29 protein-coding genes are annotated in these 23,664 nt (G+C 65.9%); 9 read left to right on the top strand and 20 right to left on the bottom strand.

Annotated elements, in window-relative coordinates:
- Positions 1–231: 231 nt before the first annotated feature.
- The 3 genes from JQ617_RS21125 to JQ617_RS21115 form a co-directional block, all read right to left on the bottom strand.
- Positions 232–1,017 (bottom strand): hypothetical protein, encoded by a 786-nt coding sequence (locus JQ617_RS21125; protein WP_212027979.1) that lies wholly within the window; start codon positions 1,015–1,017, stop codon positions 232–234.
- A gap of 80 nt (positions 1,018–1,097) precedes the next feature.
- Complete coding sequence (gene leuD / locus JQ617_RS21120; RefSeq protein WP_063685094.1) at positions 1,098–1,703, bottom strand: 3-isopropylmalate dehydratase small subunit; 606 nt, start codon at positions 1,701–1,703, stop codon at positions 1,098–1,100.
- A 100-nt stretch (positions 1,704–1,803) separates the two neighbouring features.
- Positions 1,804–2,373, bottom strand: coding sequence for a pyridoxamine 5'-phosphate oxidase family protein (locus tag JQ617_RS21115; RefSeq protein WP_212027978.1), 570 nt, complete (start codon positions 2,371–2,373; stop codon positions 1,804–1,806).
- Between the two features lie 83 nt (positions 2,374–2,456).
- On the opposite strand from JQ617_RS21115, the gene JQ617_RS21110 reads away from it, so the two are divergent.
- Entirely contained in the window at positions 2,457–3,275 is an 819-nt protein-coding gene (locus tag JQ617_RS21110) for a helix-turn-helix transcriptional regulator (protein ID WP_212027977.1), read from the top strand.
- Here the strand turns inward: JQ617_RS21110 and JQ617_RS21105 are convergent.
- Positions 3,251–3,661: a metallopeptidase family protein gene (locus JQ617_RS21105; RefSeq protein WP_212027976.1), complete on the bottom strand. Its 411-nt coding sequence runs from the start codon at positions 3,659–3,661 to the stop codon at positions 3,251–3,253. The two genes, JQ617_RS21110 and JQ617_RS21105, sit on opposite strands and share 25 nt — an antisense overlap.
- A gap of 173 nt (positions 3,662–3,834) precedes the next feature.
- On the opposite strand from JQ617_RS21105, the gene JQ617_RS21100 reads away from it, so the two are divergent.
- The gene (locus JQ617_RS21100) at positions 3,835–4,122 is read left to right on the top strand and encodes a hypothetical protein (protein WP_212027975.1); all 288 of its coding nucleotides are present in this window, start codon (positions 3,835–3,837) and stop codon (positions 4,120–4,122) included.
- 44 nt (positions 4,123–4,166) lie between these two features.
- Positions 4,167–4,430 carry a hypothetical protein gene (locus JQ617_RS21095; RefSeq protein ID WP_212027974.1) on the top strand — a complete coding sequence of 88 codons (264 nt, stop codon included), beginning with the start codon at positions 4,167–4,169 and terminating at the stop codon, positions 4,428–4,430.
- 4 nt (positions 4,431–4,434) lie between these two features.
- Here JQ617_RS21095 and JQ617_RS21090 read toward each other — a convergent pair whose 3' ends face one another.
- Positions 4,435–4,734 carry a DUF1330 domain-containing protein gene (locus JQ617_RS21090; protein WP_212027973.1) on the bottom strand — a complete coding sequence of 100 codons (300 nt, stop codon included), beginning with the start codon at positions 4,732–4,734 and terminating at the stop codon, positions 4,435–4,437.
- 160 nt (positions 4,735–4,894) lie between these two features.
- Here JQ617_RS21090 and JQ617_RS21085 point away from each other — a divergent pair, with 160 nt between their 5' ends.
- On the top strand, positions 4,895–5,446 hold the full coding sequence (locus tag JQ617_RS21085) for a hypothetical protein (RefSeq protein ID WP_212027972.1): 552 nt from the start codon (positions 4,895–4,897) through the stop codon (positions 5,444–5,446).
- Positions 5,447–5,602: 156 nt separating this feature from the next.
- Here JQ617_RS21085 and JQ617_RS21080 read toward each other — a convergent pair whose 3' ends face one another.
- The 7 genes from JQ617_RS21080 to ffh form a co-directional block, all read right to left on the bottom strand.
- Positions 5,603–5,812, bottom strand: a complete 210-nt coding sequence (locus JQ617_RS21080; RefSeq protein ID WP_212027971.1) for a hypothetical protein — start codon at positions 5,810–5,812, stop codon at positions 5,603–5,605.
- Positions 5,813–5,904: 92 nt separating this feature from the next.
- Complete coding sequence (leuC, locus tag JQ617_RS21075) at positions 5,905–7,311, bottom strand: 3-isopropylmalate dehydratase large subunit (RefSeq protein ID WP_145657884.1); 1,407 nt, start codon at positions 7,309–7,311, stop codon at positions 5,905–5,907.
- Between the two features lie 408 nt (positions 7,312–7,719).
- A complete protein-coding gene (gene rplS / locus JQ617_RS21070) occupies positions 7,720–8,100 on the bottom strand; it encodes a 50S ribosomal protein L19 (RefSeq protein WP_063685080.1) in 381 nt (126 codons plus the stop codon).
- A gap of 108 nt (positions 8,101–8,208) precedes the next feature.
- The gene (gene trmD, locus JQ617_RS21065; RefSeq protein ID WP_212027970.1) at positions 8,209–8,964 is read right to left on the bottom strand and encodes a tRNA (guanosine(37)-N1)-methyltransferase TrmD; all 756 of its coding nucleotides are present in this window, start codon (positions 8,962–8,964) and stop codon (positions 8,209–8,211) included.
- Between the two features lie 124 nt (positions 8,965–9,088).
- Entirely contained in the window at positions 9,089–9,661 is a 573-nt protein-coding gene (rimM, locus tag JQ617_RS21060; RefSeq protein WP_212027969.1) for a ribosome maturation factor RimM, read from the bottom strand.
- 9 nt (positions 9,662–9,670) lie between these two features.
- Positions 9,671–10,003 (bottom strand): 30S ribosomal protein S16, encoded by a 333-nt coding sequence (rpsP, locus tag JQ617_RS21055; RefSeq protein WP_063685070.1) that lies wholly within the window; start codon positions 10,001–10,003, stop codon positions 9,671–9,673.
- Between the two features lie 86 nt (positions 10,004–10,089).
- Positions 10,090–11,634: a signal recognition particle protein gene (gene ffh, locus JQ617_RS21050; protein WP_212027968.1), complete on the bottom strand. Its 1,545-nt coding sequence runs from the start codon at positions 11,632–11,634 to the stop codon at positions 10,090–10,092.
- A 379-nt stretch (positions 11,635–12,013) separates the two neighbouring features.
- On the opposite strand from ffh, the gene JQ617_RS21045 reads away from it, so the two are divergent.
- Entirely contained in the window at positions 12,014–13,078 is a 1,065-nt protein-coding gene (locus JQ617_RS21045; RefSeq protein WP_212027967.1) for an MBL fold metallo-hydrolase, read from the top strand.
- 123 nt (positions 13,079–13,201) lie between these two features.
- Here JQ617_RS21045 and JQ617_RS21040 read toward each other — a convergent pair whose 3' ends face one another.
- Both JQ617_RS21040 and JQ617_RS21035 read right to left on the bottom strand, forming a co-directional pair.
- On the bottom strand, positions 13,202–13,903 hold the full coding sequence (locus JQ617_RS21040; RefSeq protein ID WP_212027966.1) for an SIMPL domain-containing protein: 702 nt from the start codon (positions 13,901–13,903) through the stop codon (positions 13,202–13,204).
- Between the two features lie 5 nt (positions 13,904–13,908).
- A complete protein-coding gene (locus JQ617_RS21035; RefSeq protein WP_212027965.1) occupies positions 13,909–14,706 on the bottom strand; it encodes a GyrI-like domain-containing protein in 798 nt (265 codons plus the stop codon).
- Between the two features lie 233 nt (positions 14,707–14,939).
- Between JQ617_RS21035 and dapF the strand changes: the two genes are divergently transcribed.
- Together dapF and mtaB are read left to right on the top strand one after the other, a co-directional pair.
- Positions 14,940–15,815: a diaminopimelate epimerase gene (gene dapF, locus JQ617_RS21030; RefSeq protein WP_212027964.1), complete on the top strand. Its 876-nt coding sequence runs from the start codon at positions 14,940–14,942 to the stop codon at positions 15,813–15,815.
- Positions 15,815–17,068: a tRNA (N(6)-L-threonylcarbamoyladenosine(37)-C(2))-methylthiotransferase MtaB gene (gene mtaB, locus JQ617_RS21025; protein WP_212027963.1), complete on the top strand. Its 1,254-nt coding sequence runs from the start codon at positions 15,815–15,817 to the stop codon at positions 17,066–17,068. The genes dapF and mtaB overlap by 1 nt, the downstream gene beginning before the upstream one ends.
- Positions 17,069–17,282: 214 nt before the next feature.
- Here the strand turns inward: mtaB and JQ617_RS21020 are convergent, their stop codons facing one another.
- Together JQ617_RS21020 and JQ617_RS21015 are read right to left on the bottom strand one after the other, a co-directional pair.
- The gene (locus tag JQ617_RS21020; RefSeq protein ID WP_212027962.1) at positions 17,283–18,392 is read right to left on the bottom strand and encodes a DUF2336 domain-containing protein; all 1,110 of its coding nucleotides are present in this window, start codon (positions 18,390–18,392) and stop codon (positions 17,283–17,285) included.
- Between the two features lie 267 nt (positions 18,393–18,659).
- A complete protein-coding gene (locus JQ617_RS21015) occupies positions 18,660–19,361 on the bottom strand; it encodes an RluA family pseudouridine synthase (protein WP_063685054.1) in 702 nt (233 codons plus the stop codon).
- 47 nt (positions 19,362–19,408) lie between these two features.
- Here JQ617_RS21015 and ftsY point away from each other — a divergent pair, with 47 nt between their 5' ends.
- Both ftsY and JQ617_RS21005 read left to right on the top strand, forming a co-directional pair.
- Positions 19,409–20,356: a signal recognition particle-docking protein FtsY gene (ftsY, locus tag JQ617_RS21010; RefSeq protein ID WP_212027961.1), complete on the top strand. Its 948-nt coding sequence runs from the start codon at positions 19,409–19,411 to the stop codon at positions 20,354–20,356.
- 142 nt (positions 20,357–20,498) lie between these two features.
- The gene (locus JQ617_RS21005) at positions 20,499–21,101 is read left to right on the top strand and encodes a septation protein A (protein WP_063685050.1); all 603 of its coding nucleotides are present in this window, start codon (positions 20,499–20,501) and stop codon (positions 21,099–21,101) included.
- Between the two features lie 147 nt (positions 21,102–21,248).
- On the opposite strand, the gene JQ617_RS21000 is transcribed toward JQ617_RS21005, so the two are convergent.
- The 4 genes from JQ617_RS21000 to ccmB form a co-directional block, all read right to left on the bottom strand.
- Positions 21,249–21,845, bottom strand: a complete 597-nt coding sequence (locus JQ617_RS21000; RefSeq protein WP_212027960.1) for a DsbE family thiol:disulfide interchange protein — start codon at positions 21,843–21,845, stop codon at positions 21,249–21,251.
- The gene (ccmD, locus tag JQ617_RS20995; RefSeq protein ID WP_212027959.1) at positions 21,842–22,027 is read right to left on the bottom strand and encodes a heme exporter protein CcmD; all 186 of its coding nucleotides are present in this window, start codon (positions 22,025–22,027) and stop codon (positions 21,842–21,844) included. The genes JQ617_RS21000 and ccmD overlap by 4 nt, the downstream gene beginning before the upstream one ends.
- Entirely contained in the window at positions 22,024–22,803 is a 780-nt protein-coding gene (locus tag JQ617_RS20990) for a heme ABC transporter permease (RefSeq protein WP_212027958.1), read from the bottom strand. The genes ccmD and JQ617_RS20990 overlap by 4 nt, the downstream gene beginning before the upstream one ends.
- 90 nt (positions 22,804–22,893) lie before the next feature.
- Positions 22,894–23,562: a heme exporter protein CcmB gene (gene ccmB, locus JQ617_RS20985; RefSeq protein WP_063685042.1), complete on the bottom strand. Its 669-nt coding sequence runs from the start codon at positions 23,560–23,562 to the stop codon at positions 22,894–22,896.
- Between the last annotated feature and the right edge of the window lie 102 nt (positions 23,563–23,664).

Genomic DNA, 23,664 nt, shown 5'->3' with positions numbered 1-23,664 from the left:
TGGGGTCGTGGAATTGAAGCCAGACTAGGCACAATGGTGCAGGAGCGCGTTGCGCTGGATCAAATTGGGAAGGGGTTACTGCTCTCGTGTCCCGGACGCGCTGCAGCGTGCAAAGCTGCTGCGCAGAGCCGGGACCCATCGTGCGGCTTGCTGGGCCCCGGCTCAGCAGCGCATCACCAAGGGGGTGCTGCGCTGCGTCCGGGGCACGAGAGCGCCGCGCAACAGACAGAGTTACGCAAACCTCTCCGCAGCCCACGCATACAGGCTGCCGGGAATCGGCTTCTCGCGGCCGCGGCCCTTGGGCGAGATGTGCAGGCCGATGATCTCGGGGTTGGTGACGAGGCCGAGATAGCTCGAGGGATCGAAGAACAGTTTTGGCTCGGCATGCACGGCGTAGAACGATTGCTTCGGCAATGCGTTCTCCAGTTCACCAGTGCGGCGCGCGAGCGCGGTGAGGGCCGCCGGACCATAGATCGCGACGCGAATGTCCGACAGGCGGTTCGAGCCGCCGCGCAGGCGGCGCATCATGAAGGTGATGCGATGGCGGACCGAGAGCCAGTTCGGCGTCAGCTCCTCCTGCTCCATCAGCTCTTCGAAGGCGCTGACGATGCCGTGCTCGGGCGGCAGATAGATCACGGAATTGCCGAGCTGGCGCGGCCGCTCCCAGGCGAAATAGGGTTTTGCCGGATCAATCTCGATGGGCTTGAGCAGCAGCACGTCGGCATCAAGCCAGAGGCCGAGCCCCTTCGCCATCAGCTTCATGCGGAAGAAGTCGCTGAACTGCAGCGTGGTCCAGTCGCGCCAGCTGCCGTCCGGCTGCGGCGGCCGCAACCGTTCGGAAAACGCGTGCGGCAGAATCGCCTCGGCCTCGGCATTCTCGACGCCCGGTGGAAGGCCGGGAATGGTGTCGAAGCTGTAGACGGTGACCTTGTGGCCGGCAGCGATCTGCGAGCGCAGACAGGTCTGGCGCAGTGCGTCCATCGGGCCATGCCAGAAGGTGACGATCTCGGGCAGCATGAGGCAAAGTTCTACGGATAATCAGGGCAAAGAAAAAGCCCCGGCGCTTTCGACGCCGGGGCTTTAACGAAAGTCGAACATCAGGCCCAGGCGCGTTCGTGCTTGAGCTTGTCCTCGTAGGTGTCGATCGAGGCCTTCTTCTCCATCGTGAGACCGATGTCGTCGAGGCCGTTGATCAGGCAGTGCTTGCGGAACGGGTCGATCTCGAACTTGACCTTGCCGCCGTCGGGGCCGCGGATCTCCTGGTTCGGCAGGTCGATGGTCAGCGTCGCGTTGGCGCCGCGCTCGGCGTCGTCGAACAGCTTGTCGAGGTCTTCCTGGCTGACGCGGATCGGCAGAATGCCGTTCTTGAAGCAGTTGTTGTAGAAGATGTCGCCGAACGAGGTCGAGATCACGCAGCGGATGCCGAAGTCGAGCAGCGCCCAGGGGGCGTGCTCGCGGCTCGAGCCGCAACCGAAATTGTCGCCGGCGACCAGCACCTTCGTGTTGCGATAGGCGGGCTGGTTGAGGACGAAATCCGGGTTCTCGCTGCCGTCGTCCTTGTAGCGCTGCTCGGAGAACAGCCCCTTGCCAAGGCCGGTGCGCTTGATGGTCTTGAGGTACTGCTTCGGAATGATCATGTCGGTGTCGACATTGATGATCTTCAGCGGCGCCGCGACGCCTTCCAGCGTGGTGAACTTGTCCATCTTGGGCTTCCCGGTTTGTCGTCAGGGAGGGCTGTTTAGCCCGGTTAGCAGGTAAATCCTAGGCCGGATTCGGCAATCTTGGTCTGTCAGACCTGATCTGTCAGCCCTGCGGAGCCATGCTGTCAGGGACAAAGCCGGTCGGCAGGCCGTCGATGCTCTTGGTGTTCTTCAGGCCCCAGTATTTTCGCAAATTGTCGACGCTCCGCGCCGCCCAGTAGCGCACGAGGCTGCCGCGCTCTTGCTTGTAGTCGAACAGCGGCACGCCCATGCCGCATGAGGTCTGCACGAGGTCCACCGAGAGGCGTACGATCTGGCGGGCGCCGGCAATCTCCTCGAACTGCGGAACGAGATCGGCGTATTCCGGCGTACCACGCATCAGCGATCGGCCCTGGCCATAGAGCCGCAAAATCATCGGCGGGCCTTCGAAAGCGCAGAACATGATGGTCAACCGCCTGTCGTCCGAGGCCATCAGGTGCGCGCGGGTCTCGCTGCCGCTGCCCGTGCAGTCGAGGTAGGCGACATCGGTGTCTCCGAGGACCCGGAACGACGATAGGCCCTTGGGGGACACGTTGATGCGTCCCTTTGGCGGGGCGCTCGCGACGAAGAACATCTTCTGCCGCTCGATGAAAGCTTGGTGCTCGGGTTCGATCCTGCCGAATTGCTTGCCCATGTCTGCTCATCCTTTCCGGACCGACTCTAACATGCTGAAGGTACCAGTTTAAGAAGACTAGTTATGCTGGTATAAGAACCACCATGAAGGGACAGGTTCCACCCGCTCCGGCTCTCTCGCTCAGCGCATTCCTGCGGGCGCTCCGGGAGCGCCAGTCGCCGGCAGAATTCGGCCTCGCCGCCGGACCACGACGACGCACGCCCGGCCTCCGGCGTGAGGAGGTCGCTCAGCTCTGCGGATTGAGCGTCACCTGGTACACCTGGATCGAGCAGGGGCGCGATGTGTCCGTCTCTGCTCCCGCGCTTGCGCGCCTCGCCCGCGGACTGCGCCTGTCACCGGCCGAGCGCAGCTATCTGTTCGAAGTCGCAGGCAAGCGCGATCCCGAGCGGCCGGGCCACAGAGATGATCCACCCGAGGAGATCCTGGCCTGCGTCGACGCGATCGACGGTCCCGCCTACATCCTCGATCGCACATGGCGCGCACGTCGCTGGAATGCGAAAGCGTCGCTGCTGTTTGCAGGATGGCTCGATGCAGACGGCGAAAAAAATCTGCTGCGCTACATCTTCCTCAGGCCTGAAGCCAAAACCCTGATCCTCGACTGGACCTCCCGTGCGCGTCGCGTCGTGGCAGAGTTCCGCGCTGCGGTGACCGCCTATTCCGACGATCCCGAGATTCGCCGTCTCGTGGAGGAACTGAGACTGGGAAGCACTGATTTCGAACGATGCTGGGACACCCAGGGCGTTCTGGCCCGCGAAGGCGGCGAGCGTGCGTTCAACCATCCGACGATGGGGCTGCTGCATTATCAGCAGGTGTCGCTGTCTCTCGCGGGCTGGCCCGACTATCGGCTGACGATGCTTCTCTCTGCACAACGCCTTGATCAATCCGCGTCCTGTTCTGCCTGAGCCTCGATCGCGGCCATGTCGTCGTCCGAGAGGCCGAAATGGTGGCCGATCTCGTGGATCAGGACGTGGCGGACGATATGGCCGAGGCTTTCGTCGTGCTCGGCCCAATAATCCAGGATCGGCCGGCGGTAGAGCCAGACCATATTGGGCAGCCGCGCCACGTCGCCAAGACTCTGCTGGGGCAGGCCGACGCCCTGGAACAGGCCGAGCAGGTCGAACTCGCTCTCGCATTCCATCTCGTCCAGCACTTCCTCGGTGGGGAAGTCGTCGACACGGAGAATCACGCCCTCGCAGAGGCCGCGAAATTCCGCCGGCAGGCGCTCGAACACGTCATGGGCCATCGCTTCCATCTCGGCCAGCGAGGGCGCTTTCAATTCCGTCCACATGGCTTTTGTCTTACCGCGGGTTCCGCAGCGATGCATCCCGCTTTATAAGACCTCGCCAAGAAGGAGCGTTGACGTCGCGCGCGAAAACGAGGAGCGTACGGCGCATCAAGGGGATGGCTCAGGCCAGTGGTGATGTGATGCGGGCGGGAACAGCAGTACCGGTTCTACTGTGCATGGGGTTGTTTTCGACTTTTTTTGTCGGCACCGAGGCCAAAGCCCAGACGGCCGGGCCCGAGATCCGGCTGGCCCAGGCGGTCTTGCCCGACGATGTCCCCCCGCCGCGCAGGCGGCCTCCGGCGCGCTTGCGCGTCACACCCTATTACACGCCTGACGGCGTCTATCCGCGCTACAATCCCGGCCCTGACGCTGTGCGCGAATGCAATGTCGCCTATGTCCAGGAACACCGGCCCAGCGGCACCGTGATCACGCCGCATATGAGCTGCTACTGGCGCCGGGGCTGACGCCCGAGGCCAACGCGCAGCGTGGAGGCCTCGTGAGGGTCGTCATGGCGAGATGGATTGCACTGGCCGTCGTTGCCGTCGCGCTTGCCGCGGGCCTGCCTCGCGCCTCCGCTGCGCACAGGGCGACGATACCCGAGGCGTCGGCGGGCATCGCGGTTTTCGATGCGCGGCGACATCCGCGGGCCCACGTCGTCGTGCGGCCTGCCGTGCGCCGTGATCCCCGCTATTACGCGCGGCCTGTCTATTACCGTCCCTATCCCTACGGCGTGCCCACGCCCTTCGTGTTCGGCTACGGGCCGTTCTGGTGACGCTCTAGCCGCCCGGCGCAAATCCCTTGACCAGCAGCACCGTCGCCTGCGCGCCCGCCTTGCGATCGCGCGAGATGTCTTCGTATTCGGGCGAGTTCGAGAAGGCGAGAAACGAGGCCTCGTCCGGAAACGACATCATGACAAGCTTGTCGTGCGGCCATGCGCCCTCGAGCACGCGCGGATTTTCGTCGGCCGCGAGCAGTCGCCCGTTGTGCTGCCTGAACACGTCGAAGAAGCGCGCCTGATAGCGGTCATAGGCCGCGCGGTCAGTCATCTTCAATTGCGCAATCGCATAGACGGTCATCTCGAAATTCCCTGTGGCACCACGTCGCGGCGGAAACGCATTCATTCATGAGGCATTCACGTCGCTGTCCGTAACTTAATCTCGGGAGCGACTGCAAATGAACAGAGGCGGCGCGCGACGCTGCGCCACAATGCCGCTGTCCAAATTCAGGGAGAAGTCCATGCTGAGGAGTTTGGGTCTCAGGGCAAGCCCGATGCGCTTGCTCGGGATTGCGGCGGCCGCGACGCTGATGCTGTCGGCCGGGAGTGCGCAGCGCGCTGAAGCGCTCACCTTGATCAATCCGGCAACGTCACCCGCGACGAAAGCAGCAACCGACGATCTCGTCACGCAGGTCCGGCATGGTGGCGGCGGCGGCGGGCATGGCGGTGGCGGACATTTTCACGGCGGCGGTGGCTTCCGCGGTGGCGGAGCACATTTCGGCGGCTTCCGCGGCGGCGGCTTTCATGGCGGCGGTTTCCGCGCCGCGCCGGCCTTTCATGGCGGCGGCATTCGTTACGGCGGGTTTCGTCATTACGGCGGCTATCACCGCCACTGGGGCTATCGCCCCCATTTCGGCTATCGCCACTTCCACCGGCGCTATTACGGCGGTTACTATCCCTACTATCACTATCCGCGCCGCTGCCGGGTCATCTGGACCTATTACGGCCCGCGCCGCATCTGCCGCTGGCACCATTGGCACCGCTGGCACAATCCGTACCGCTACTATTGGTGATGTGAGCTGCTAGCTCCGCACTCGTCATGGCCGGGCTTGTCCCGGCCATTCACGTTTTTGGAGCTTGCTGAAAAGTTCGTGGATGCCCGGGACATAGGCGAGCGGAAGCGACGCCGTCCTGCGGACGGCTATGCCCGGGCATGACAGAGAGAGTTGCTAGAGCCAATCCTTCAGCTTCCACGACGAAGCCTTCCACCGCGTCAGGTTCTCCAGCTTCCACTGCTTGAATATGGCCGGCGGCCAGCGGCTGAGCTTCGAAGTCTCCTCAGGCTCAGGCTTTGCAACGACGCGCAGCGGTGTCGCGCGCCGGCGGTGCTGGCGCGTCGCCTCGCTGATCAGATCGACATATTCAGGCTTGTTGGCCATGAGGCATCCTCGCGAAACCGTCGCGAGGACGCAGTGTCGTTGCCGGCGATTAACGGCGGTTTGCCGCGATCGCTACAATTGCAGGGAGCAGCTTAGCGCCAGTCCCGGACGTCGACGAAGTGGCCCGCGATCGCCGCGGCCGCGGCCATTGCCGGCGACACCAGATGCGTGCGGCCCTTGAAGCCCTGGCGGCCCTCGAAATTGCGGTTCGAGGTCGAGGCGCAGCGCTCTTCCGGCTTCAGCTTGTCCGGGTTCATGGCAAGGCACATCGAGCAGCCCGGCTCGCGCCATTCGAAGCCGGCCTTGATGAAGATCTTGTCGAGACCCTCGGCTTCCGCCTGCTCCTTCACGATGCCGGAGCCCGGCACCACCATGGCGTTGACGCTCGCCGAAACGGTCTTGCCTTCCGCGATCTTCGCCGCCGCGCGCAAATCTTCGATGCGGCCGTTGGTGCAGGAGCCGATGAAGACGCGGTCGAGCTTGATGTCGGTGATCTTCGTGCCCGCGGTCAGGCCCATGTACTTCAGCGCCCGATGCTTGGAGAGGCGCTTGGCCTCGTCCGCGATCTTGTCGGGATCGGGCACGATGCCGGTCACGGAGATCACGTCCTCGGGCGAGGTGCCCCAGGTCACGATCGGCGGCAGCTTTGCAGCATCGAGGCGCAGCTCGTGGTCGAAATGCGCGCCTTCGTCGGAGCGCAGCTTCTCCCAGTAGCGCATCGCCGCGTCCCAGGCCGCGCCCTTCGGCGACTTCGGACGGTCGCGCAGGAAGTCGTAGGCCTTCTGGTCGGGCGCGACGAGGCCGGCGCGGGCGCCGCCTTCGATCGACATGTTGCAGACCGTCATGCGGCCTTCCATGCTGAGCGCGCGGATCGCATCGCCGGCGTATTCCAGCACGTAGCCGGTGCCGCCCGCGGTGCCGATCTCGCCGATGATGGCCAGGATGATGTCCTTGCCGGTCACGCCGTCAGGCAATTTGCCGTCGACGGTGACGCGCATGTTCTTGGCCTTCTTCTGGATCAGCGTCTGCGTCGCCAGAACGTGCTCGACCTCGGAGGTGCCGATGCCGTGCGCGAGCGCGCCGAACGCGCCGTGCGTCGAGGTGTGGCTGTCACCGCAGACGATGGTGGTGCCGGGCAACGTAAAACCCTGCTCGGGGCCGATGACGTGGACGATGCCCTGGCGCTTGTCGAACTCGTTGTAATATTCGATGCCGAATTCCTTGGCGTTCTCGGCCAGCGCCTTGATCTGCTCGATGCTCTCGGGGTCGGGATTCGGCTTGGTGCGGTCGGTGGTCGGCACGTTGTGGTCGACGACGGCGAGCGTCTTCTCGGGCGCGTGGACCTTGCGGCCCGTGGCGCGCAGGCCTTCGAACGCCTGCGGCGAGGTCACCTCGTGCACCAGATGACGGTCGATATAGAGCAGGCAGGTGCCGTCCTCGGCTTCGTGCACCAGGTGGTCGTTCCAGATCTTGTCGTACAATGTGGTCGGCTTGGACATGAGCTTAAGCTCCGGAGAATGTGTGAAGGCGATGAGCGCGGCTTGCGCGCGGGCAACAAAATCGTCAGCGCAGCTTTTAGGCTGCGCGCGTAAGCTCTGACGTTGCCGAGGTCGCGAAGCGTCCGAAGAACCGGCCAGGCAGCCGCGAGCGATCGTCGATGACGATGCGCTGGACGGGGGCGAAGCTGGTCAGATCTGGAAACATTCTAGAAGCTATATAGCACGCGGAAGTTAAAGCGCGAGAGTTTCAGCCGTCATTGCGAGCGCAGCGAAGCAATCCAGAAATGCATCCGCGGAGCCGGTCTGGATTGCTTCGTCGCAAGGGCTCGTCGCAATGACAGCGGAGCCAAACAAAAAAGCGCGGAGCCGAGCCCCGCGCTTTCGAAAGACGTAGCCTGGTGGCGAAGCTTACTCGCCGACGGCCGCCTGGCGGTCCTGCTTCTCGACGATGCGGGCCGACTTGCCGCGAAGGTTGCGGAGGTAATAGAGCTTGGCGCGACGCACCTTGCCGCGGCGCACCACCTTGATCGAGTCGATCATCGGGGAGAGCAGCGGGAACACGCGCTCGACGCCCTCGCCATAGGAGATCTTGCGGACGGTGAAGCTCTCGTTGAGGCCACCGCCGGAACGGCCGATGCAGACGCCTTCATAGGCCTGCACGCGGGTGCGGTCGCCTTCGACGACCTTCACGTTGACGATCACGGTGTCGCCGGGGGCGAATTCCGGGATTTCCTTGGTAGCGGAGAGCTTGTCGAACTGCTCTTTTTCAAGCTGTTGGATCAGGTTCATGGGGTAATCTCCATCGGCGCGCCCAGCCGCAGATCGGGGGCTGCGCGAAATTCGTCTATCCAGCTATTGCGGATTTGGCCGCTCCTATAAGGCAAGCCGGAGCGTTTGTCACCCGTCTGTCTTGTTTTTTGGCGTTTTTTGGCGACCGGCCCGATTCGGGGGCTTAGGCGGGATTTGGGCCCATAAATCAGGCCGCCGGGCCGCCGTCAGGGCCTCCGATTGTGCCCGCCGCCAGCTCGCAACCTTGGCGTGGTCGCCCGAGGTCAGGATTTCCGGGATCGGGGCCCCCTCGAACAGCTGCGGGCGGGTGTATTGGGGGTATTCGAGCAGGCCGTCCGAAAAGCTCTCCTCGGTTCCCGAGGCTTCCTTGCCCATCACCCCCGGCAGCAGCCGGACGCAGGCATCGATCAGGGCCAGGGCGGCGATCTCGCCCCCGGACAGCACGTAATCGCCGATCGAGACCTCCTCCAGGCCGCGTCCGTCGATCACCCGCTGGTCGATCCCTTCGAACCGCCCGCAGACGATCAGCGGGCCGGGGCCCTGCGCGAGTTCGCTGACGCGGGCCTGGGTCAATGGCCGACCCCTGGGGCTCATGAGCAGGCGCGGCCGCTCCGGGGTGATCCCGGCGGCATCGATCGCGGCGGCCAGAACATCCGCTCGCAGCACCATGCCCGGGCCGCCGCCGGCCGGCGTGTCGTCGACGCTGCGGTGGCGATCGGTGGCGGAGGCCCGGATGTCCCGCGCCTCGATCTCCCACAGCCCGGAAGCCAGCGCCCGGCCGGCCAGGCTCACGCCGAGCGGCCCCGGAAACATCTCCGGGAATAGCGTCAGCACGGTCGCGCGCCAGGGGGAGGGGTTGGTCATTCGATCTCAGTTGCTGTCGTCCCGGCCTAGTGCGCAAAGCGCACGGGGGCCGGGACCTATAGCCACCGCACTTCGTTTTGCGATGGCTGGAGCGATCAGCTTAGCGAAAAATTCCGGCCTGTGGTTATGGGTCCCGGCCCCCGTGCGCTTTGCGCACTAGGCCGGGACGACTCGGGGCTTCGTCCTCGTCCCGGTCGCCCTCGATCTCCTGCGGCAGCGCGATCACCACGCGTTCGCCTTTGAGGTCGACCTCGGGCACCACTGCATTCGAGAACGGCAGCAGCATCGTCGCGCCCTTGAGAGGTGCGATCTCGATGATGTCGCCGGCGCCGAAATTGTGGATCGCGAGCACGCGGCCGAGCGGCTCGCCATCCGTGGTGACGGCGGCGAGCCCGATCAGGTCGGTGTGGTAATATTCGTCCTCGTCCGTCGCGGGCAGTCTTTCGCGCGGGACGTAGAGCTCGATGCCGTTGAGGCGCTCGGCGTCATCGCGGGTTGCGACGCCCTTGAACGTCGCGACCAGATGGTCCTTGGCCTCGCGCGCCGTCGCGACCTCGAACTGGCGCTTGCCGTCCTTGGACAGCAGCGGACCATAGCGGCGCACGGCAAACGGATCCTCCGTGAAGGTCCACAGCTTGACCGCACCGCGCACACCATGCGCGGCGCCGATCCGCGCGACGCAGACCAGCGCCGACATGATCTAGCCTTAGCCCTTCGCGGCGGCTTCGGCCTGCGCCTTGCGCTCCTTGCGCGGCACGGCCTTCTCGGGGTTGTTGCGCGCTTCGCGCTTCTTGACGCCGGCGGCGTCGAGGAAACGCATCACGCGGTCCGACGGCTGCGCGCCCTTGGCGAGCCAGGACTTCACCTTCTCCATGTCGAGCTTGAGACGGGTCTCGTTGTCCTTCGGCAGCAGCGGGTTGAAATAGCCGAGACGCTCGATGAAGCGGCCATCGCGGGGGAAACGCGAGTCGGCGACGACGACGTGATAGACGGGACGCTTCTTGGTGCCTGCGCGGGCGAGGCGGATAACGACGGACATTCAGTTCTCCTTCAAAGTACGTTTTGTTCGGTTGATTGGTATTCCGCGTCACACAAGACCGGTTGCGATCCCGTGCGACGAATTCCTCATTTCTTCTTGCCGGGGAAACCGCCGAGGCCCGGCAATGTCGGCTTGCCGCTCAGCCCGGTCAGTCCGGGGACATTCGGCAGGCCGCCGCGAAGACCGGCCGGCAGATCCTTCGGCAGATTCGGCAAGCCTTGGCCGCCGCTCTGCATCTTCTCCTGCAGCGCCTTCATCTCTTCCGGCGAGGGCATCTTCATGCCGCCGCCAAAGCCCATCGCCTGCGCGATGCCGGCGAGCGGGCCGCGCTTGCCCGAGCCCATGGCCTTCATCACGTCGGCCATGTTCCGGTGCATCTTGAGCAGCTTGTTGACGTGCTCGACACTCTGGCCGCTGCCGGCCGCGATGCGCTTCTTGCGGCTTGCTTTGAGCACGTCAGGATGACGGCGCTCGTCGCGCGTCATGGAGTCGATGATCGCGACCTGACGCTTCAGGATCTTGTCGTCGATGCCGGCCGCCGCGATCTGGTTCTTCATCTTGGAGATGCCGGGCATCATGCCCATCAGGCCGCTGATGCCGCCCATGTTGGACATCTGCAGCAGCTGCTCGCGCATGTCGTTGAGGTCGAACTGACCCTTGCGCATGCGCTCGGCGGTGCGCGCGGCCTTCTCGGCGTCGATATTGGCTGCTGCGCGCTCGACCAGCGAGACCACGTCGCCCATGCCGAGGATGCGGCCGGCGATACGATCGGGGTGGAAATCCTCCAGCGCGTCGGTCTTCTCACCGGTGCCGATCAGCTTGATCGGCTTGCCGGTGACGGCGCGCATCGACAGCGCGGCGCCGCCGCGGCCGTCGCCGTCCACACGAGTGAGTACGATGCCGGTGAGGCCGACGCGCTGATCGAACGCGCGCGCGAGATTCACCGCGTCCTGGCCGGTGAGGCTATCCGCGACCAGCAGAACTTCATGCGGGTTCGCTGCAGCTTTGATCGCCGCGGCTTCCGCCATCATCTCTTCGTCGAGCGTGGTGCGGCCGGCGGTGTCGAGCAGCACGATGTCGTAGCCGCCGAGCTTGCCGGCTTCCAGCGCACGCTTGGCGATCTGCGGCGGCTGCTGGCCGGCGACGATCGGAAGCGTCGGAATATCGAGGTCGCGGCCGAGCACGGCCAGCTGCTCCATCGCCGCCGGACGATAGACGTCGAGCGAGGCCATCAGCACCTTGCGCTTGTCGCGCTGGACCATGCGGCGGGCGAGCTTTGCGGTGGTGGTGGTCTTACCGGAGCCCTGCAGGCCGACCATCATGATCGGCACCGGCGGCACGGAATTGACGTCGATGGTCTGGCCTTCGGCGCCGAGCGTGTTGATCAGCTCGTCATGGACGATCTTGACCACCATCTGGCCGGGGGTGACCGACTTGACGACGGTCGCGCCGATCGCCTGCTCGCGGACGCGCTCGGTGAAGCTGCGAACGACCTCGAGCGCGACGTCGGCCTCCAGCAGCGCGCGGCGCACCTCGCGCATCGCGGCGTCGACGTCCTTTTCGGTCAGCGCACCGCGCCCCGTCAGACGATCGAGAATGCCACCAAGCCGTTCCGACAGATTGTCGAACAATGCCGTTGTCCCTTGTCCTGCTCGCGCAGGGTTGCCGCGTTCACCACTGTCATGCCCCGCCTTCGCGGGGGATGACGCCACTTCCCTGGCCGAACGATCTTCCAAACACCTTTGCGCCCGAGGGCGCATCGCGCTGTCGGGCGTTGACCTCCGGCCTCCAGGGCCGGTCGGCGGGTCGAAAAGAAAGCCTTTCCGAGAAAGTGGCGGGGTTAAACGCCGCTCCCGCCCAAAAGTCAAGGAAAGTTAGGGCGAGGGCCGGCCCCTGCCAGGGCAAGGTCTTGAAAATGCGTCTTTTTTTGCGACGGGTTCCTTTTCACGCCGCCCGGCCCATATAGACGGTGATGTCTTACCGCCCCCTCCATCCCTAGAAGCCCTGCCCGTGCCGGTCACCCGCCGCCGCTTTTTCGGACTGCTTGCCGGAACCGGGGCTCTGGTCGGTGTTCCCTCCCTCTGGATGTCCAGCATGAAGACCTATGACGGACCTGCCTCCGACCATTTCAACGGCCTGCACTTCTTCGATCCGGATGGGGCGCCGCCGAAATCGCTTCGTCAGGTGCTGCGCTGGCAGCTCGGCGGCAAGCGGCAGCGGGCGGCCTGGCCGGACTGGGTCCCGAACCCGCATGCCGACACCCCGCCGCAGCGGGTCGATGGCGGCAAGGTGCGCCTCTCCTTCGTCGGGCACGCGAGCTGGCTGATTCAGACCGGCGGGCTCAACATCCTCGTCGACCCCGTCTGGTCGTCGCGGGTGTCGCCGGTCAGCTTCGCCGGGCCGAAGCGGCACAACGATCCCGGCATCGCCTTCGAGAAGCTGCCGAAGATCGACGTCGTGCTGGTCTCGCACGGGCACTACGATCACCTCGACATGGCGACGCTGTCGCGGCTCGCGAAGAATTTCGCCCCGCGCGTGGTCACCCCGCTCGGCAACGACGTGACGATGCGCGGCGCCGATCCCACCATCAAGGCCGAGGCCTTCGACTGGCACGACCGTGTCGAGCTCGGCGGCGGCATCGCCGTAAACCTGGTGCCGACCCGGCACTGGACCGCCCGCGGCATGTTCGATCGCAACAAGGCGCTGTGGGCGAGCTTTGTCTTGGAAACGCCGGCCGGGAAAATCTACGTCGTCTGCGATTCCGGTTATGGCGACGGCCGGCATTTCCGCCGCGTCGCCGAGAAGCACGGGGCCCTGCGCCTCGCGATCCTCCCGATCGGCGCCTACGAGCCGCGCTGGTTCATGCGCGACCAGCACATGAACCCGGAAGACGCGGTGAAGGCTTTGGCGGATTGCGGCGCCGAGGCCGCGCTCGGACACCACCACGGCACGTTCCAGCTGACGGATGAAGCGATCGACGCGCCGGCCAAGGCACTGGTGGAAGCGCTCGATGCGGCAAGTATCCCGCAGGAGCGGTTCGTGGCGATGCAGCCGGGGCAGGTGGTGGAGATTTAGGTCGCGCCGCATCCCCCGCTCGTGCCCCGGACGCGGCGCAGCGTCTCTTCGACGGCAGCCTTCTGGGTCCCGGCTCTGCGCAGCGTCACTGCGTGCCGCAGCGCGTCCGGGACACGAGACTTATTATTCCTTCGCCTTGATCGCCCAGCTCACATTCACCGTCACCGACAGCGTTTCCTCGCCCGGCGCAACCGCTGCGGGCGCGGCCATCGGGGCCGTTGCCATCCGCGCCTTGAACAGCGGCACCGGAGCGCCGCCCTCCGACACGCTGAGCGGTGCGCCCAGCGTTACGCCGGTGGCCTTCGCATAGATCTCCGCCTTGCGCCGCGCATCGGCCACCGCCTGCTCGCGCGCATCGTCGAGCAGCTTCGAGGCTTGCGTGACCTCGAACGAGATGTTGCCGATGTCGTTGGCGCCGGCGCTGACCAGCGTGTCGATGATGCCGGCAACCTTGCTCACGTCACGGAGCTTGACGGTGACGCGGTTGGAGGCGCGGAATCCGACCACGGGCGAGGCCCCGGTAGATTTGTTCTGGCCGTATTGCGGCTGCAGCGACAGGCGCGAGGTCTGGTAATCCTTCTCGGCGATGCCGGTGCCCTTCAGCGCCAGCAGCACCTTGCCCATCGCCGCGTTGTTGGCATCGGACGCTTCCTTCGCCGTCTTGGCGTCATTGGCGACACCGGCGTCGATCTGCGCGAGGTCGGGCGCGACCGACACGGAGGCTTCGCCGCTCACGGAGATCGCGGAGGGAAAATCGTCGGCGCGCGCGGGCGCTGCCAGCAGCGTGGTGGCAAGGACGGCGGCGAGTACGGCAGGCTTTTTCATCACTCTCACTTCAGCGGTACGAAAACATTGATCACGAGCTTGTCCTCCGCCGTCTTCAGGGGATCGGTGAGGTACTCCTCGATGAAGGTGTCCTTGGCTTCCAGTCGCTTGTCGTCGAGGTGATTGGTGATCGCCTCATAGGTGTTGTCCATGTTGTCGTAGGAGCCGCGATGGACGAATTTCAGCGCCTTGCCCTCCGGCGATTTGCCGATGCTCATGTCCTTGGGCAGGTTCTTCGGATCCTGGTCGACCGGGATCTCGGCGAGGAAGGTGAAGCCGGTGTCGTCGGTCGAGGTGTAGACGATCATCGAGTTGCCGGCGTGCTTGATGCCCTGCTTGTCCAGCAGCGTGTTCAGCGCCTTGAAGGCATCGACCAGCGTATCGAAGGCCGAGTCCCAATTGGCGGTGCCCTTGACCATCACGACCTTCTTGGGCTCGAGCGTGGTCTCGAGACCAAAGGGATCGGCCGTCTGCACCGGCGCGGGGGTGGCGGCCGCAGCGGGCGGCGGGGCCTGCGGGCTGGGCGAGGCGCTGGCGGCGGGTGACGGCGAGGCTGCAGGCGCGGGCGAGGCGCTGGCCGCCGGCGACGGTGTCGCGACAGGGGCGGGCGATGCACTCGCGGCCGGGGCGGGCGAGGCCGATGGCGCAGGCGAAGGGCTTGCCGAGGCAGCCGGCGCCGGGCTCGGCGACTGCGCCAGGGCGCCTGACAGCCCAAGCGGCGTCAGGCCAAACGACATCAGGCCAAACGACATGGCCGCTGCCGGGATCAGCGCGGCCAGAGCGAGACGACGAAAACTGGTCATTCTATTCTCCCCGAGGCCCTGCTTCGTCAGGGCCCTAATTCATCAAGACCTTACCCACCAAGGCCTTAACCTGGCCGCGCGTCCCGGTTCGCGCGAACCGCGCCGTTCTAACACGCGAGCGCCGAATTCGTCCCATGACAGATGCGTCATGGCAGGTCCCGGCTGCCGGCGGCAAATCACTGGCCAAGCGGGCAAGGATCGCCATATAAGACGGGCGAAATTCGGGAATTTTCATGAGCGCGCTGGCCAACCATGCATTTGCCAAGATGAACGGCATCGGCAACGAGATCGTCGTTGTCGACATGCGCGATTCCGCGGGCAAGGTCACGCCGGACGATGCCCGCGCAGTGGCGTCCGCGCAGGGCGGCGTGGCTTACGACCAGCTCATGGTGCTGCAGAAGCCGCGGCTCGACGGCACCGAGGCCTTCATCAGCATCTACAATAATGACGGCTCCGAAGCCGGTGCCTGCGGCAACGGCATGCGCTGCGTGGTCCGCCGCATCTTCGAGAAGACCGGACAGGCCACGGCGACGTTCGAGACGGCCGCTGGCCTGCTCAATGCCTGGCAGGGTCCGGCGCCGGACCTCTACACCGTCGACATGGGCGCGCCGAAGTTCGGCTGGCAGGACATTCCGCTGGCCGAAGAGTTTCGCGACACCCGCTACATCGAATTGCAGATCGGGCCGATCGACAATCCGATCCTGCATTCGCCCGCTGTCGTGAGCATGGGCAATCCGCACGCCGTGTTCTGGGTCGACGACGTCAACGCCTACGATCTCGGGCGCTTCGGTCCGCTCTTGGAAAACCACCCGATCTTCCCCGAGCGCGCCAACATCACGCTGGCCCATATCGTCGACCGCGAGCACATCACGATCCGCACCTGGGAGCGCGGCGCGGGCCTGACCCGGGCCTGCGGCTCGGCGGCCTGCGCCACGGCCGTGGCGGCCGCACGGCTGAAGCGCGCCGAGCGCAAGGTCGAGATCACGCTGCCCGGCGGCAAGCTCGGCATCGAATGGCGCGAGCGCGACGACCACGTGCTGATGACGGGCACGGCGACCTTCGAATATGAGGGCAATTTCGATCCGGCGCTGTTCGCGCCGGTCGGGTAATGCCTGTCGACATCGTCACCTTCGGCTGCCGCCTCAATGCCTTCGAGGCCGAGGTGATCCGCCGCGAAGCCGAAGGCGCGGGACTTTCCGACACCATCGTCATCAACAGCTGCGCCGTCACCAACGAGGCGGTGGCGCAGGCGCGCCAGTCGATCCGCAAGTTGAAGCGCGAGCGCCCCTCGGCGCGCATCGTCGTCACCGGCTGCGCGGCGCAGACGCAAAGCGCGATGTTCGCCGACATGGCCGAGGTCGATCGCGTCGTCGGCAATGACGACAAGATGCGCGGCGAAGCGTGGCGCGAGACGCGCGATGCGTTCGACATCGGAGCGAGCGAAAAGATCGCCGTCAGCGACATCATGGCCGTGAAGGAGATGGCGCCGCATCTGATCGACGGTTTTGCGAGCAGGCTGCCGCGGGTGTTCGTGCAGGTGCAGAACGGCTGCGACCATCGCTGCACCTTCTGCATCATCCCGTTCGGCCGCGGCAATTCACGTTCGGTGCCGATGGGCGCCGTGGTCGAGCAGGTGCGGGCGCTCACCGAGCGCGGCCATGCCGAGATCGTGCTGACCGGCGTCGATCTCACCAGCTATGGCACTGATCTGCCCGGCGCACCGAAGCTCGGCATGCTGACGAAGCAGATCCTGCGGCATGTGCCGGAGCTCAAGCGCCTGCGCATCTCCTCGATCGATTCGATCGAGGCGGACAGCGACCTGCTCGATGCCATCGCCGAGGATGCGCGGCTGATGCCGCATCTGCATTTGTCGCTGCAGTCCGGCGACGACATGATCCTGAAGCGCATGAAGCGGCGGCATTTGCGCAGCGATGCGATCGCATTCTGCGACCAGGTCCGCCGCCTGCGTCCCGATGTTGCGTTTGGCGCCGACATCATCGCGGGCTTTCCGACCGAGACCGAGGAGATGTTCTCGCGCTCGCTCGATCTCGTCGAGGAATGCGGCCTGACCTTCCTGCACGTCTTCCCATACTCCCCGCGCCCCGGCACACCCGCCGCGCGGATGCCGCAGGTTGCGGGCAATGTCATCAAGGAGCGCGCGAAGCGGCTGCGGGCCGCGGGTGAAGCCGCGCTGCGCCGCCGGCTGCAAGCGGAGATCGGCGCGACACGCGATGTGCTGATCGAAAGCGAAGGGCAGGGGCGGACGGAGCACTATCTGCCGGTGGCGATTGCGGGCGAGCGGGTGGGGAGTGTGGTGCCGCGCAGGATCGCCGGGAGTGATGGCGAGCGGCTGCGGACGTAATCGGTTGCGGTGAGTTGCGCCGCCGCATCTCCAACGTCGTCCCGGCGAAGGCCGGGACCCATACCGCGTGATCTATGGATGATGCGCGGTGCCTGTCCCAACAAAGCAGAGTAACTGCCGGCCCTCGCCAAACTGCTCCCTGTGGTTATGGGTCCCGGCCTTCGCCGGGACGACAGCGGAGTATTTGGCCGCAGTGCGCGCCAAATGCGCTCCCCTACGACGCCCGCACCTGCCAGAACCGCAGCGTGCGCCGCGCGTTCTCCGGCGTCATCCTCGCAAAGTGCCCTTGCGCCCTCGCCACGTCCGCGGGCTTCATCGCGCCTGTCGCGAAACGGGATTCGAGCACGGCGACGGTCGTGTCCCAGCTGAGCTGCGCCGCCTTGCACGGCACCAACAGGCCATCCTCGCGCAGGCTCTGCATCAGCGGACGAATCACCTCGACGGTCGATCCGGAGAGCGCCGCGAGGGCCGCGGCGGTCTCTTCATAGCGCCGCTGCCTGGCGAAGCCGAGCAGCATGGCCTCGTTGAGCTGGCCGGTGGCCTTGAGGCCTGCGATGGCGCGCTTGGCGCCTTCGAAGTCACGGACGGCAGACATCTCGCGCTCGACGCCGACGGTGACGGCGGCGATCGCGGTCTGGATCTCCTCGAACAAGTGCGGCGGCGCGCGCGACAGCAGACGCGTGCGCACCGCGTCGGTCGCCGAGCGCAGCAACCGGCGGCGCAGCTCCGACGGCAGGTCGACACGGACGCCGACGCTGATTGCGAGCTCGGGATCGCTCTCGGCCTGCCCGACGATGAGGGAAAATCCATTGCCCGACACGCGTGCGCCGGGATTGGCGGCGAGGCGCCGGCTGACACTGGGATAGCGGCGCGCCAGCAGCGCGTCGGTGACGATCTCCTTCAGCCACCAGCGGCCGGCGACCGCGAGCAGATGCGGCTCGCCTTTGCTGGAGGCGATCTTCACCAGTTCGCCGTCGTCGAGGCGCGCGGATTCCTGCAGCACGGGACCGGCGATGCGGATCTCGTCATTGTTGGCGAGGCGGCGGATCACCGAGGGCGGCGCCTGCGCGATCGGCGCAAGCTGCGTGCTGATCTCGGCCAGCGCCACGCGCGCGCCCATGTCGGCGATCGCGCGCAGCTCGATGGTGCCGATCAGGCGATCGAGCACGTCGTCGAACAGCGCGATCTGCTCGTCGTCAAAGCTGCCGGCGGAGGAGAGGAACAGGTCGGTGACGCGCCGGGCCGTTTCGAGGCCCTTCTCCGCCGAGCCGAGTCGAATGGCGGATTCGACCTCGTCGATAATCGATAACTCGGCCTTGGACATGACGCGCGGCTCGTCCTGAGCGATTGACGGAAGCTTGTTCTAAGCAACCGCTATCATTAGAGGCGAGCACTGAACGTTTCGTAAACCATGGAGCCATGACAACGAGGTGTGGCCGCGGTGGAGCTGCGCTCCCTACCCCGCTTGCGGGGGAGGGGTGGGGAGATGGTGTCTCCACAAAGGGACAATCCCCCAGAGGAAAGAGCCCTCACCCGGCGCTACGCGCCGACCTCTCCCGCAAGCGGGAGAGGTGCATCGAACTTGCGGCGCCTACTCCCCGTTCCACCCGCAGGCACGGAGCTTCTCGTGCATATGCGGCGGCGCCGGGGCCACGACGCGGACCGGCTCCTTGTTCCGGGAGATCGGCACCACGATCTCACGGGAGTGCAAATGCAGCTTCGGCTCGCCAAAGCGCGGGCCGTTGCCGTAAATGTTATCGCCGAAGATCGGCCAGCCGGTCGCCGAGGAATGCACGCGCAATTGATGGGTCCGCCCGGTCACGGGTTCCATGGCGAGCCAGGTGAAACCGTCGCCCCGGCCCATCACCTTCCAGTTGGTGACCGCCTTCTGGCCTTCCGGATCCGGTTTCTGCCACCAGCCGCGCTCGGCATTGAGCCGTCCGAGCGGCATGTCGATGGTGCCTTCGTCCTCGGCAGGCCCGCCTTCGACCACGGTCCAGTAGGTCTTGCCGATCTTGCCGTGCTTGAACAGCAGGCCCAGCGAGGCGGTCGCCTTGCGATGGCGGCCGAGCACGAGGCAACCTGAGGTGTCCTTGTCCAGCCGGTGGGCCAGCACCGGCGGCCGCGGCAGGCCGAAGCGCAGCGCGTCGAAGGAATCCTCCAGATTGGCGCCGCCCTTGGGTCCGCGATGCACCGGCAGGCCGGCCGGCTTGTCGATGATCAGCATCAGCCCGTCGCGATGGAGCACGCGGGCCATGATCTCGTCGGCGGTCAATTGGGGAACATCGAGCAATTGCAAGACTTTCGTTTAAGGGCGGGAACGGCTAACACACCCCCGCCATGAACGATACCACGTCAGATCCCCCCAAGCTGAGCTGGTGGCGCCGCCTGTCCAACGGGCTGAAGCGGACCTCGTCCTCGCTCGGGACCGCGGTCGCCGACCTCGTCACCAAGCGCAAGCTCGACCGCGCCATGCTCGATGACATCGAGGACGTGCTGCTGCGCGCCGACCTCGGCACCTCGGTCGCGGTGCGGATCGCGGACGCCGTCGGCACCGGGCGCTACGACAAGGCGATCTCGGCCGACGAGGTCAAGGATGTCGTCGCCACCGAAGTCGAGAAGGTGCTGGCGCCGGTGGCAAAGCCGCTCGTGATCGACGCGGGCAAGAAGCCGTTCGTGATCCTCGTGGTCGGCGTCAACGGCTCCGGCAAGACCACCACCATCGGCAAGCTCTCGCAGAAATTCGCCGGCGAAGGCCGCAAGGTGATGCTCGCCGCCGGCGACACGTTTCGTGCCGCGGCCATCGAGCAGCTCAAGGTCTGGGGCGAGCGGACGAAGACGCCGGTCATCGCGGGTGCGCAAGGTTCCGATTCGGCCAGTCTTGCCTTCAATGCGCTCACCGCGGCGAAGGAGCAGGGCATCGACGTTCTCCTGATCGACACCGCCGGCCGCCTGCAGAACAAGGCCGAGCTGATGAACGAGCTCGAAAAGGTCGTGCGCGTGATCCGCAAGGTGGATGACACTGCGCCGCATGCCGTGCTGCTGGTGCTGGATGCTACTGTCGGCCAGAACGCGCTGTCGCAGGTCGAGGCCTTCCATCGCACCGCCGGAGTCACCGGCCTCGTGATGACCAAGCTCGACGGCACGGCGCGCGGCGGCATCCTGGTGGCGCTCGCGGAGAAGTTCAAGCTGCCGGTGCACTTCATCGGCGTCGGCGAAGGCGTCGACGATCTCGCGCCGTTCACCGCGCGCGATTTCGCCCGCGCCATCGCCGGAATCGAATCGTAGGTTTCTCGTCATGCCCCGCCTAGTGCGCAATTGCGCACGGGGGCGGGCATCTAGTACGCCGCAGCGTTCGTTGCAGATCACTGGCGTCTCGGAATACTGGATCCCCCGCCTTCGCGGGGGATGACGTAAAAAAGGGTACGTAATGGACAAGACCCAGCCGCATCCGCTGTTCAAGCTTGCGACCGAGCTCGGACCGCTGCTCGTGTTCTTCTTCGTCAATGCGAAGTTCAATCTGTTCGCCGCGACCGGCGCCTTCATGGTCGCGATCGTCGCGGCGATGGCCGCCTCCTATGTGGTGACGCGCCACATCCCGATCATGGCGATCGTGACGGGCGTGATCGTGCTGGTGTTCGGCACGCTGACGCTGGTGCTGCACGACGAGACCTTCATCAAGGTCAAGCCGACCATCATCTACGGCCTGTTCGCCGCGATCCTCGGCGGCGGCCTGCTGTTCGGCCGCTCCTTCATCGCCGTGATGTTCGACCAGATGTTCAATCTGACGCCGCAGGGCTGGCGCATCCTGACCCTGCGCTGGGCGCTGTTCTTCGCCGGCATGGCGGTGCTGAACGAGATCGTCTGGCGCACCCAGAGCACGGACTTCTGGGTGAACTTCAAGGTGTTCGGCGTCACCCCGATCACCATGATCTTCGCCATCGCCCAGATGCCGCTGACCAAGCGCTACGGCATCGAGCCGGCATCGCTGGAGGCGAGCGAGGCCGAGGCGGGGGATGTCAGGAAGGGGTAGTTAGGTCTCGTGTCCCGGACGCGCTGCAGCGCTATTGCGCTGCTGCGCAGAGCCGGGACCCAGAAGGCAACACGTCGCGCAGTGACATGGGCCCCGGCTCTGCAGCGCATCACTTCGTGCTGCGCAGCGTCCGGGGCACGAACGGCGCTAAGATCCGGCCGCCTTCAACGCCTTCTCGATCTGCGGCAACAACACCGTCCGGTAATTGTCCGGCGTGATCGGCCCGACCAGCTTGTAGACGATGGTGCCCTCGCGTCCGACGACGAACGTCTCGGGCACGCCATAGACGCCCCATTCGATCGAGGCGCGGCCGTTGGCGTCGACGCCGACGCGGCCGAACGGGTTGCCGTAGCGCCCGAGGAAGCGCCGCGCATTGTCGGCCGCATCCTTGTAGTTGATGCCGACGAGCTCGAAGCGCTTGTCCTTCGCCAGCTCCGTCAGCAGCGGCGCTTCGTCATGGCAAGGCACGCACCAGGACGCCCAGACATTGACCAGACTGACCTTGCCCTTGAAGGCGGCGGGATCGAGCCCGGGCACCTGCGTGCCGTTGTCCTGCAGGCCCTCGAGCGGCGGCAGCATGGTTTGCGGCGCCGGCCGGCCGATCAGCGCGGAGGGAATCCGCGAGGGATCGCCGCTGCCGAGCCGGAACCAGAACAGCACGGCGAGGCCGATGAAGGCGATCAGCGGCAGCACCATCAGGAAGGTGCGGCGCTGCGCCGGCGCGGAGGTCGATTGATCGCTCATGACGCGTCCACCGCGCTGCGTCCCGAGCGGCGGGTGACGCCGCTACGGTCGAGCTCGCGCAGACGCTCCGTCTGGCTGCGATAGTCGAGCGCGATCCAGCCGATCAGGATCGCGACCACCAGCGCCACAGCGGCGTAGGACGTCACGATGAAGGACGCGTAGGGACCGAGCGACATCATCACGTGGCCCCGACTTCTTTCGACGCGCCGTCTTCGCGAGCGCCGCTCGAAAACGCGACGCGGCTCGCCTGCATCATCTGCAGCGAGCGGACGCGCCGGCGCAGAATCTCGTTGCGCATCGCGGCGAGGTGCAGCGTCACGAACAGCAGCGTGAACGCGATCGCCATCAGCAGCAGCGGAACCAGAAAGGATTTGTCGAGCGTCGAGCCGCCCATGCGCATCACCGAGGCCGGCTGGTGCAGCGTGTTCCACCAGTCGACGGAGAACTTGATGATCGGCAGATTGATCGCGCCGACCAGCGTCAGCACCGCGGCGGCGCGGGCCGCGCGCGAGGGATCGTCGACCGCGCGCCACAGCGCCATCAGACCGAGATACATCAGGAACAGGATCAGCACCGAGGTCAGGCGCGCGTCCCATTCCCAATAGGTGCCCCACATCGGCCGGCCCCACAGCGAGCCCGTCAGCAGCGCGAGGAAGGTGAAGCTGGCGCCGATCGGGGCGGCCGCCTTCGCGGCGACATCGGCGAGCGGATGCCGCCACACCAGCGTGCCGAGCGAGGCGATGCTCATCACGCCCCACACGAACATCGACAGCCAGGCATTGGGCACGTGGATGAACATGATCTTGACGGTCGCGCCCTGCTGGTAGTCGTCGGGCGCCAGCGCCGCCTGATAGAGGCCGATGGCGAGCAGGACCACGGTCGCACCCGCAAGCCACGGCAGAAGGCGCGCCGTCAGCGCGAGGAACCGTGTGGGATTGGCGAGGTCGATCAGCGTCATGGTATCTTGATAATCACCGGTTGATGCTCACGCAATCAGCATAAAAGCGCGCCACGAAAGTTGATCGGGGTCAAGGCGGCCGCGCTCATCTCAGTCGAGGCCATGCCGCAGGCTCGCCGCCGCCGCGAACGGGCCGACCACGAGGCTGACCAGCGACAGCGCGCACAGGATCGAGAATGGCGCGCCGAACGTCATGGGACCGACGATCACGGCCTGCGAGGCCGCGACGCCGAAGATCAGCACCGGAATCGACAGCGGCAGCACCAGCACGGCCATCAAAAGTCCGCCCCGATGCAGCGTCACCGCCAGCGCCGCGCCGATCATGCCCGTGAACGTCAGCGCGGGCGTGCCGGCCAGCAGCGTCAGCGCCACCGCGCCGGTCGCGACCATGTCGAGGTTCAGCAAGAGGCCCAGCACGGGGGTTGCGACAATCAGCGGCAGGCCGGCCGCCAGCCAGTGCGCCAGCGCCTTGGCTGCGCAGGCGAGTTCCAGGGGCGTCCGGCTCATCGTGATCAGGTCGAGCGAGCCGTCCTCATGGTCGGCCATGAACAGCCGGTCGAGCGTCAGCAGGCTCGCCAGCAGCGCCCCGAGCCACAGGATCGCCGGCCCCAGCCGCGACAGCAGCGCCAGATCCGGTCCGACCGCGAACGGCATCAGGACCACCACGGTCAGGAAGAACAGCACGCCGATCAGCGCCCCGCCGCCGACGCGGAGCGCGATCCGGATGTCCCGGCGGATGAGGGCGGCAAGGGCGGTCATGGGGTGGCCCTTCCGTAGGCGCAGCTATGGAAGCCCGGCTCGCGCTCCAAGCAAACTGCGCTCCCTCCCCCCTTGCGGGGGAGGGCGGGGGAGAGGGGTAGC

It is taken from the genome of Bradyrhizobium sp. KB893862 SZCCT0404, assembly GCF_018130885.1.
Classification (GTDB): domain Bacteria; phylum Pseudomonadota; class Alphaproteobacteria; order Rhizobiales; family Xanthobacteraceae; genus Bradyrhizobium; species Bradyrhizobium stylosanthis.
The sequence above is the reverse complement of the archived record's forward strand: the minus strand, read 5'-3'. Positions and strand labels throughout refer to the sequence as shown.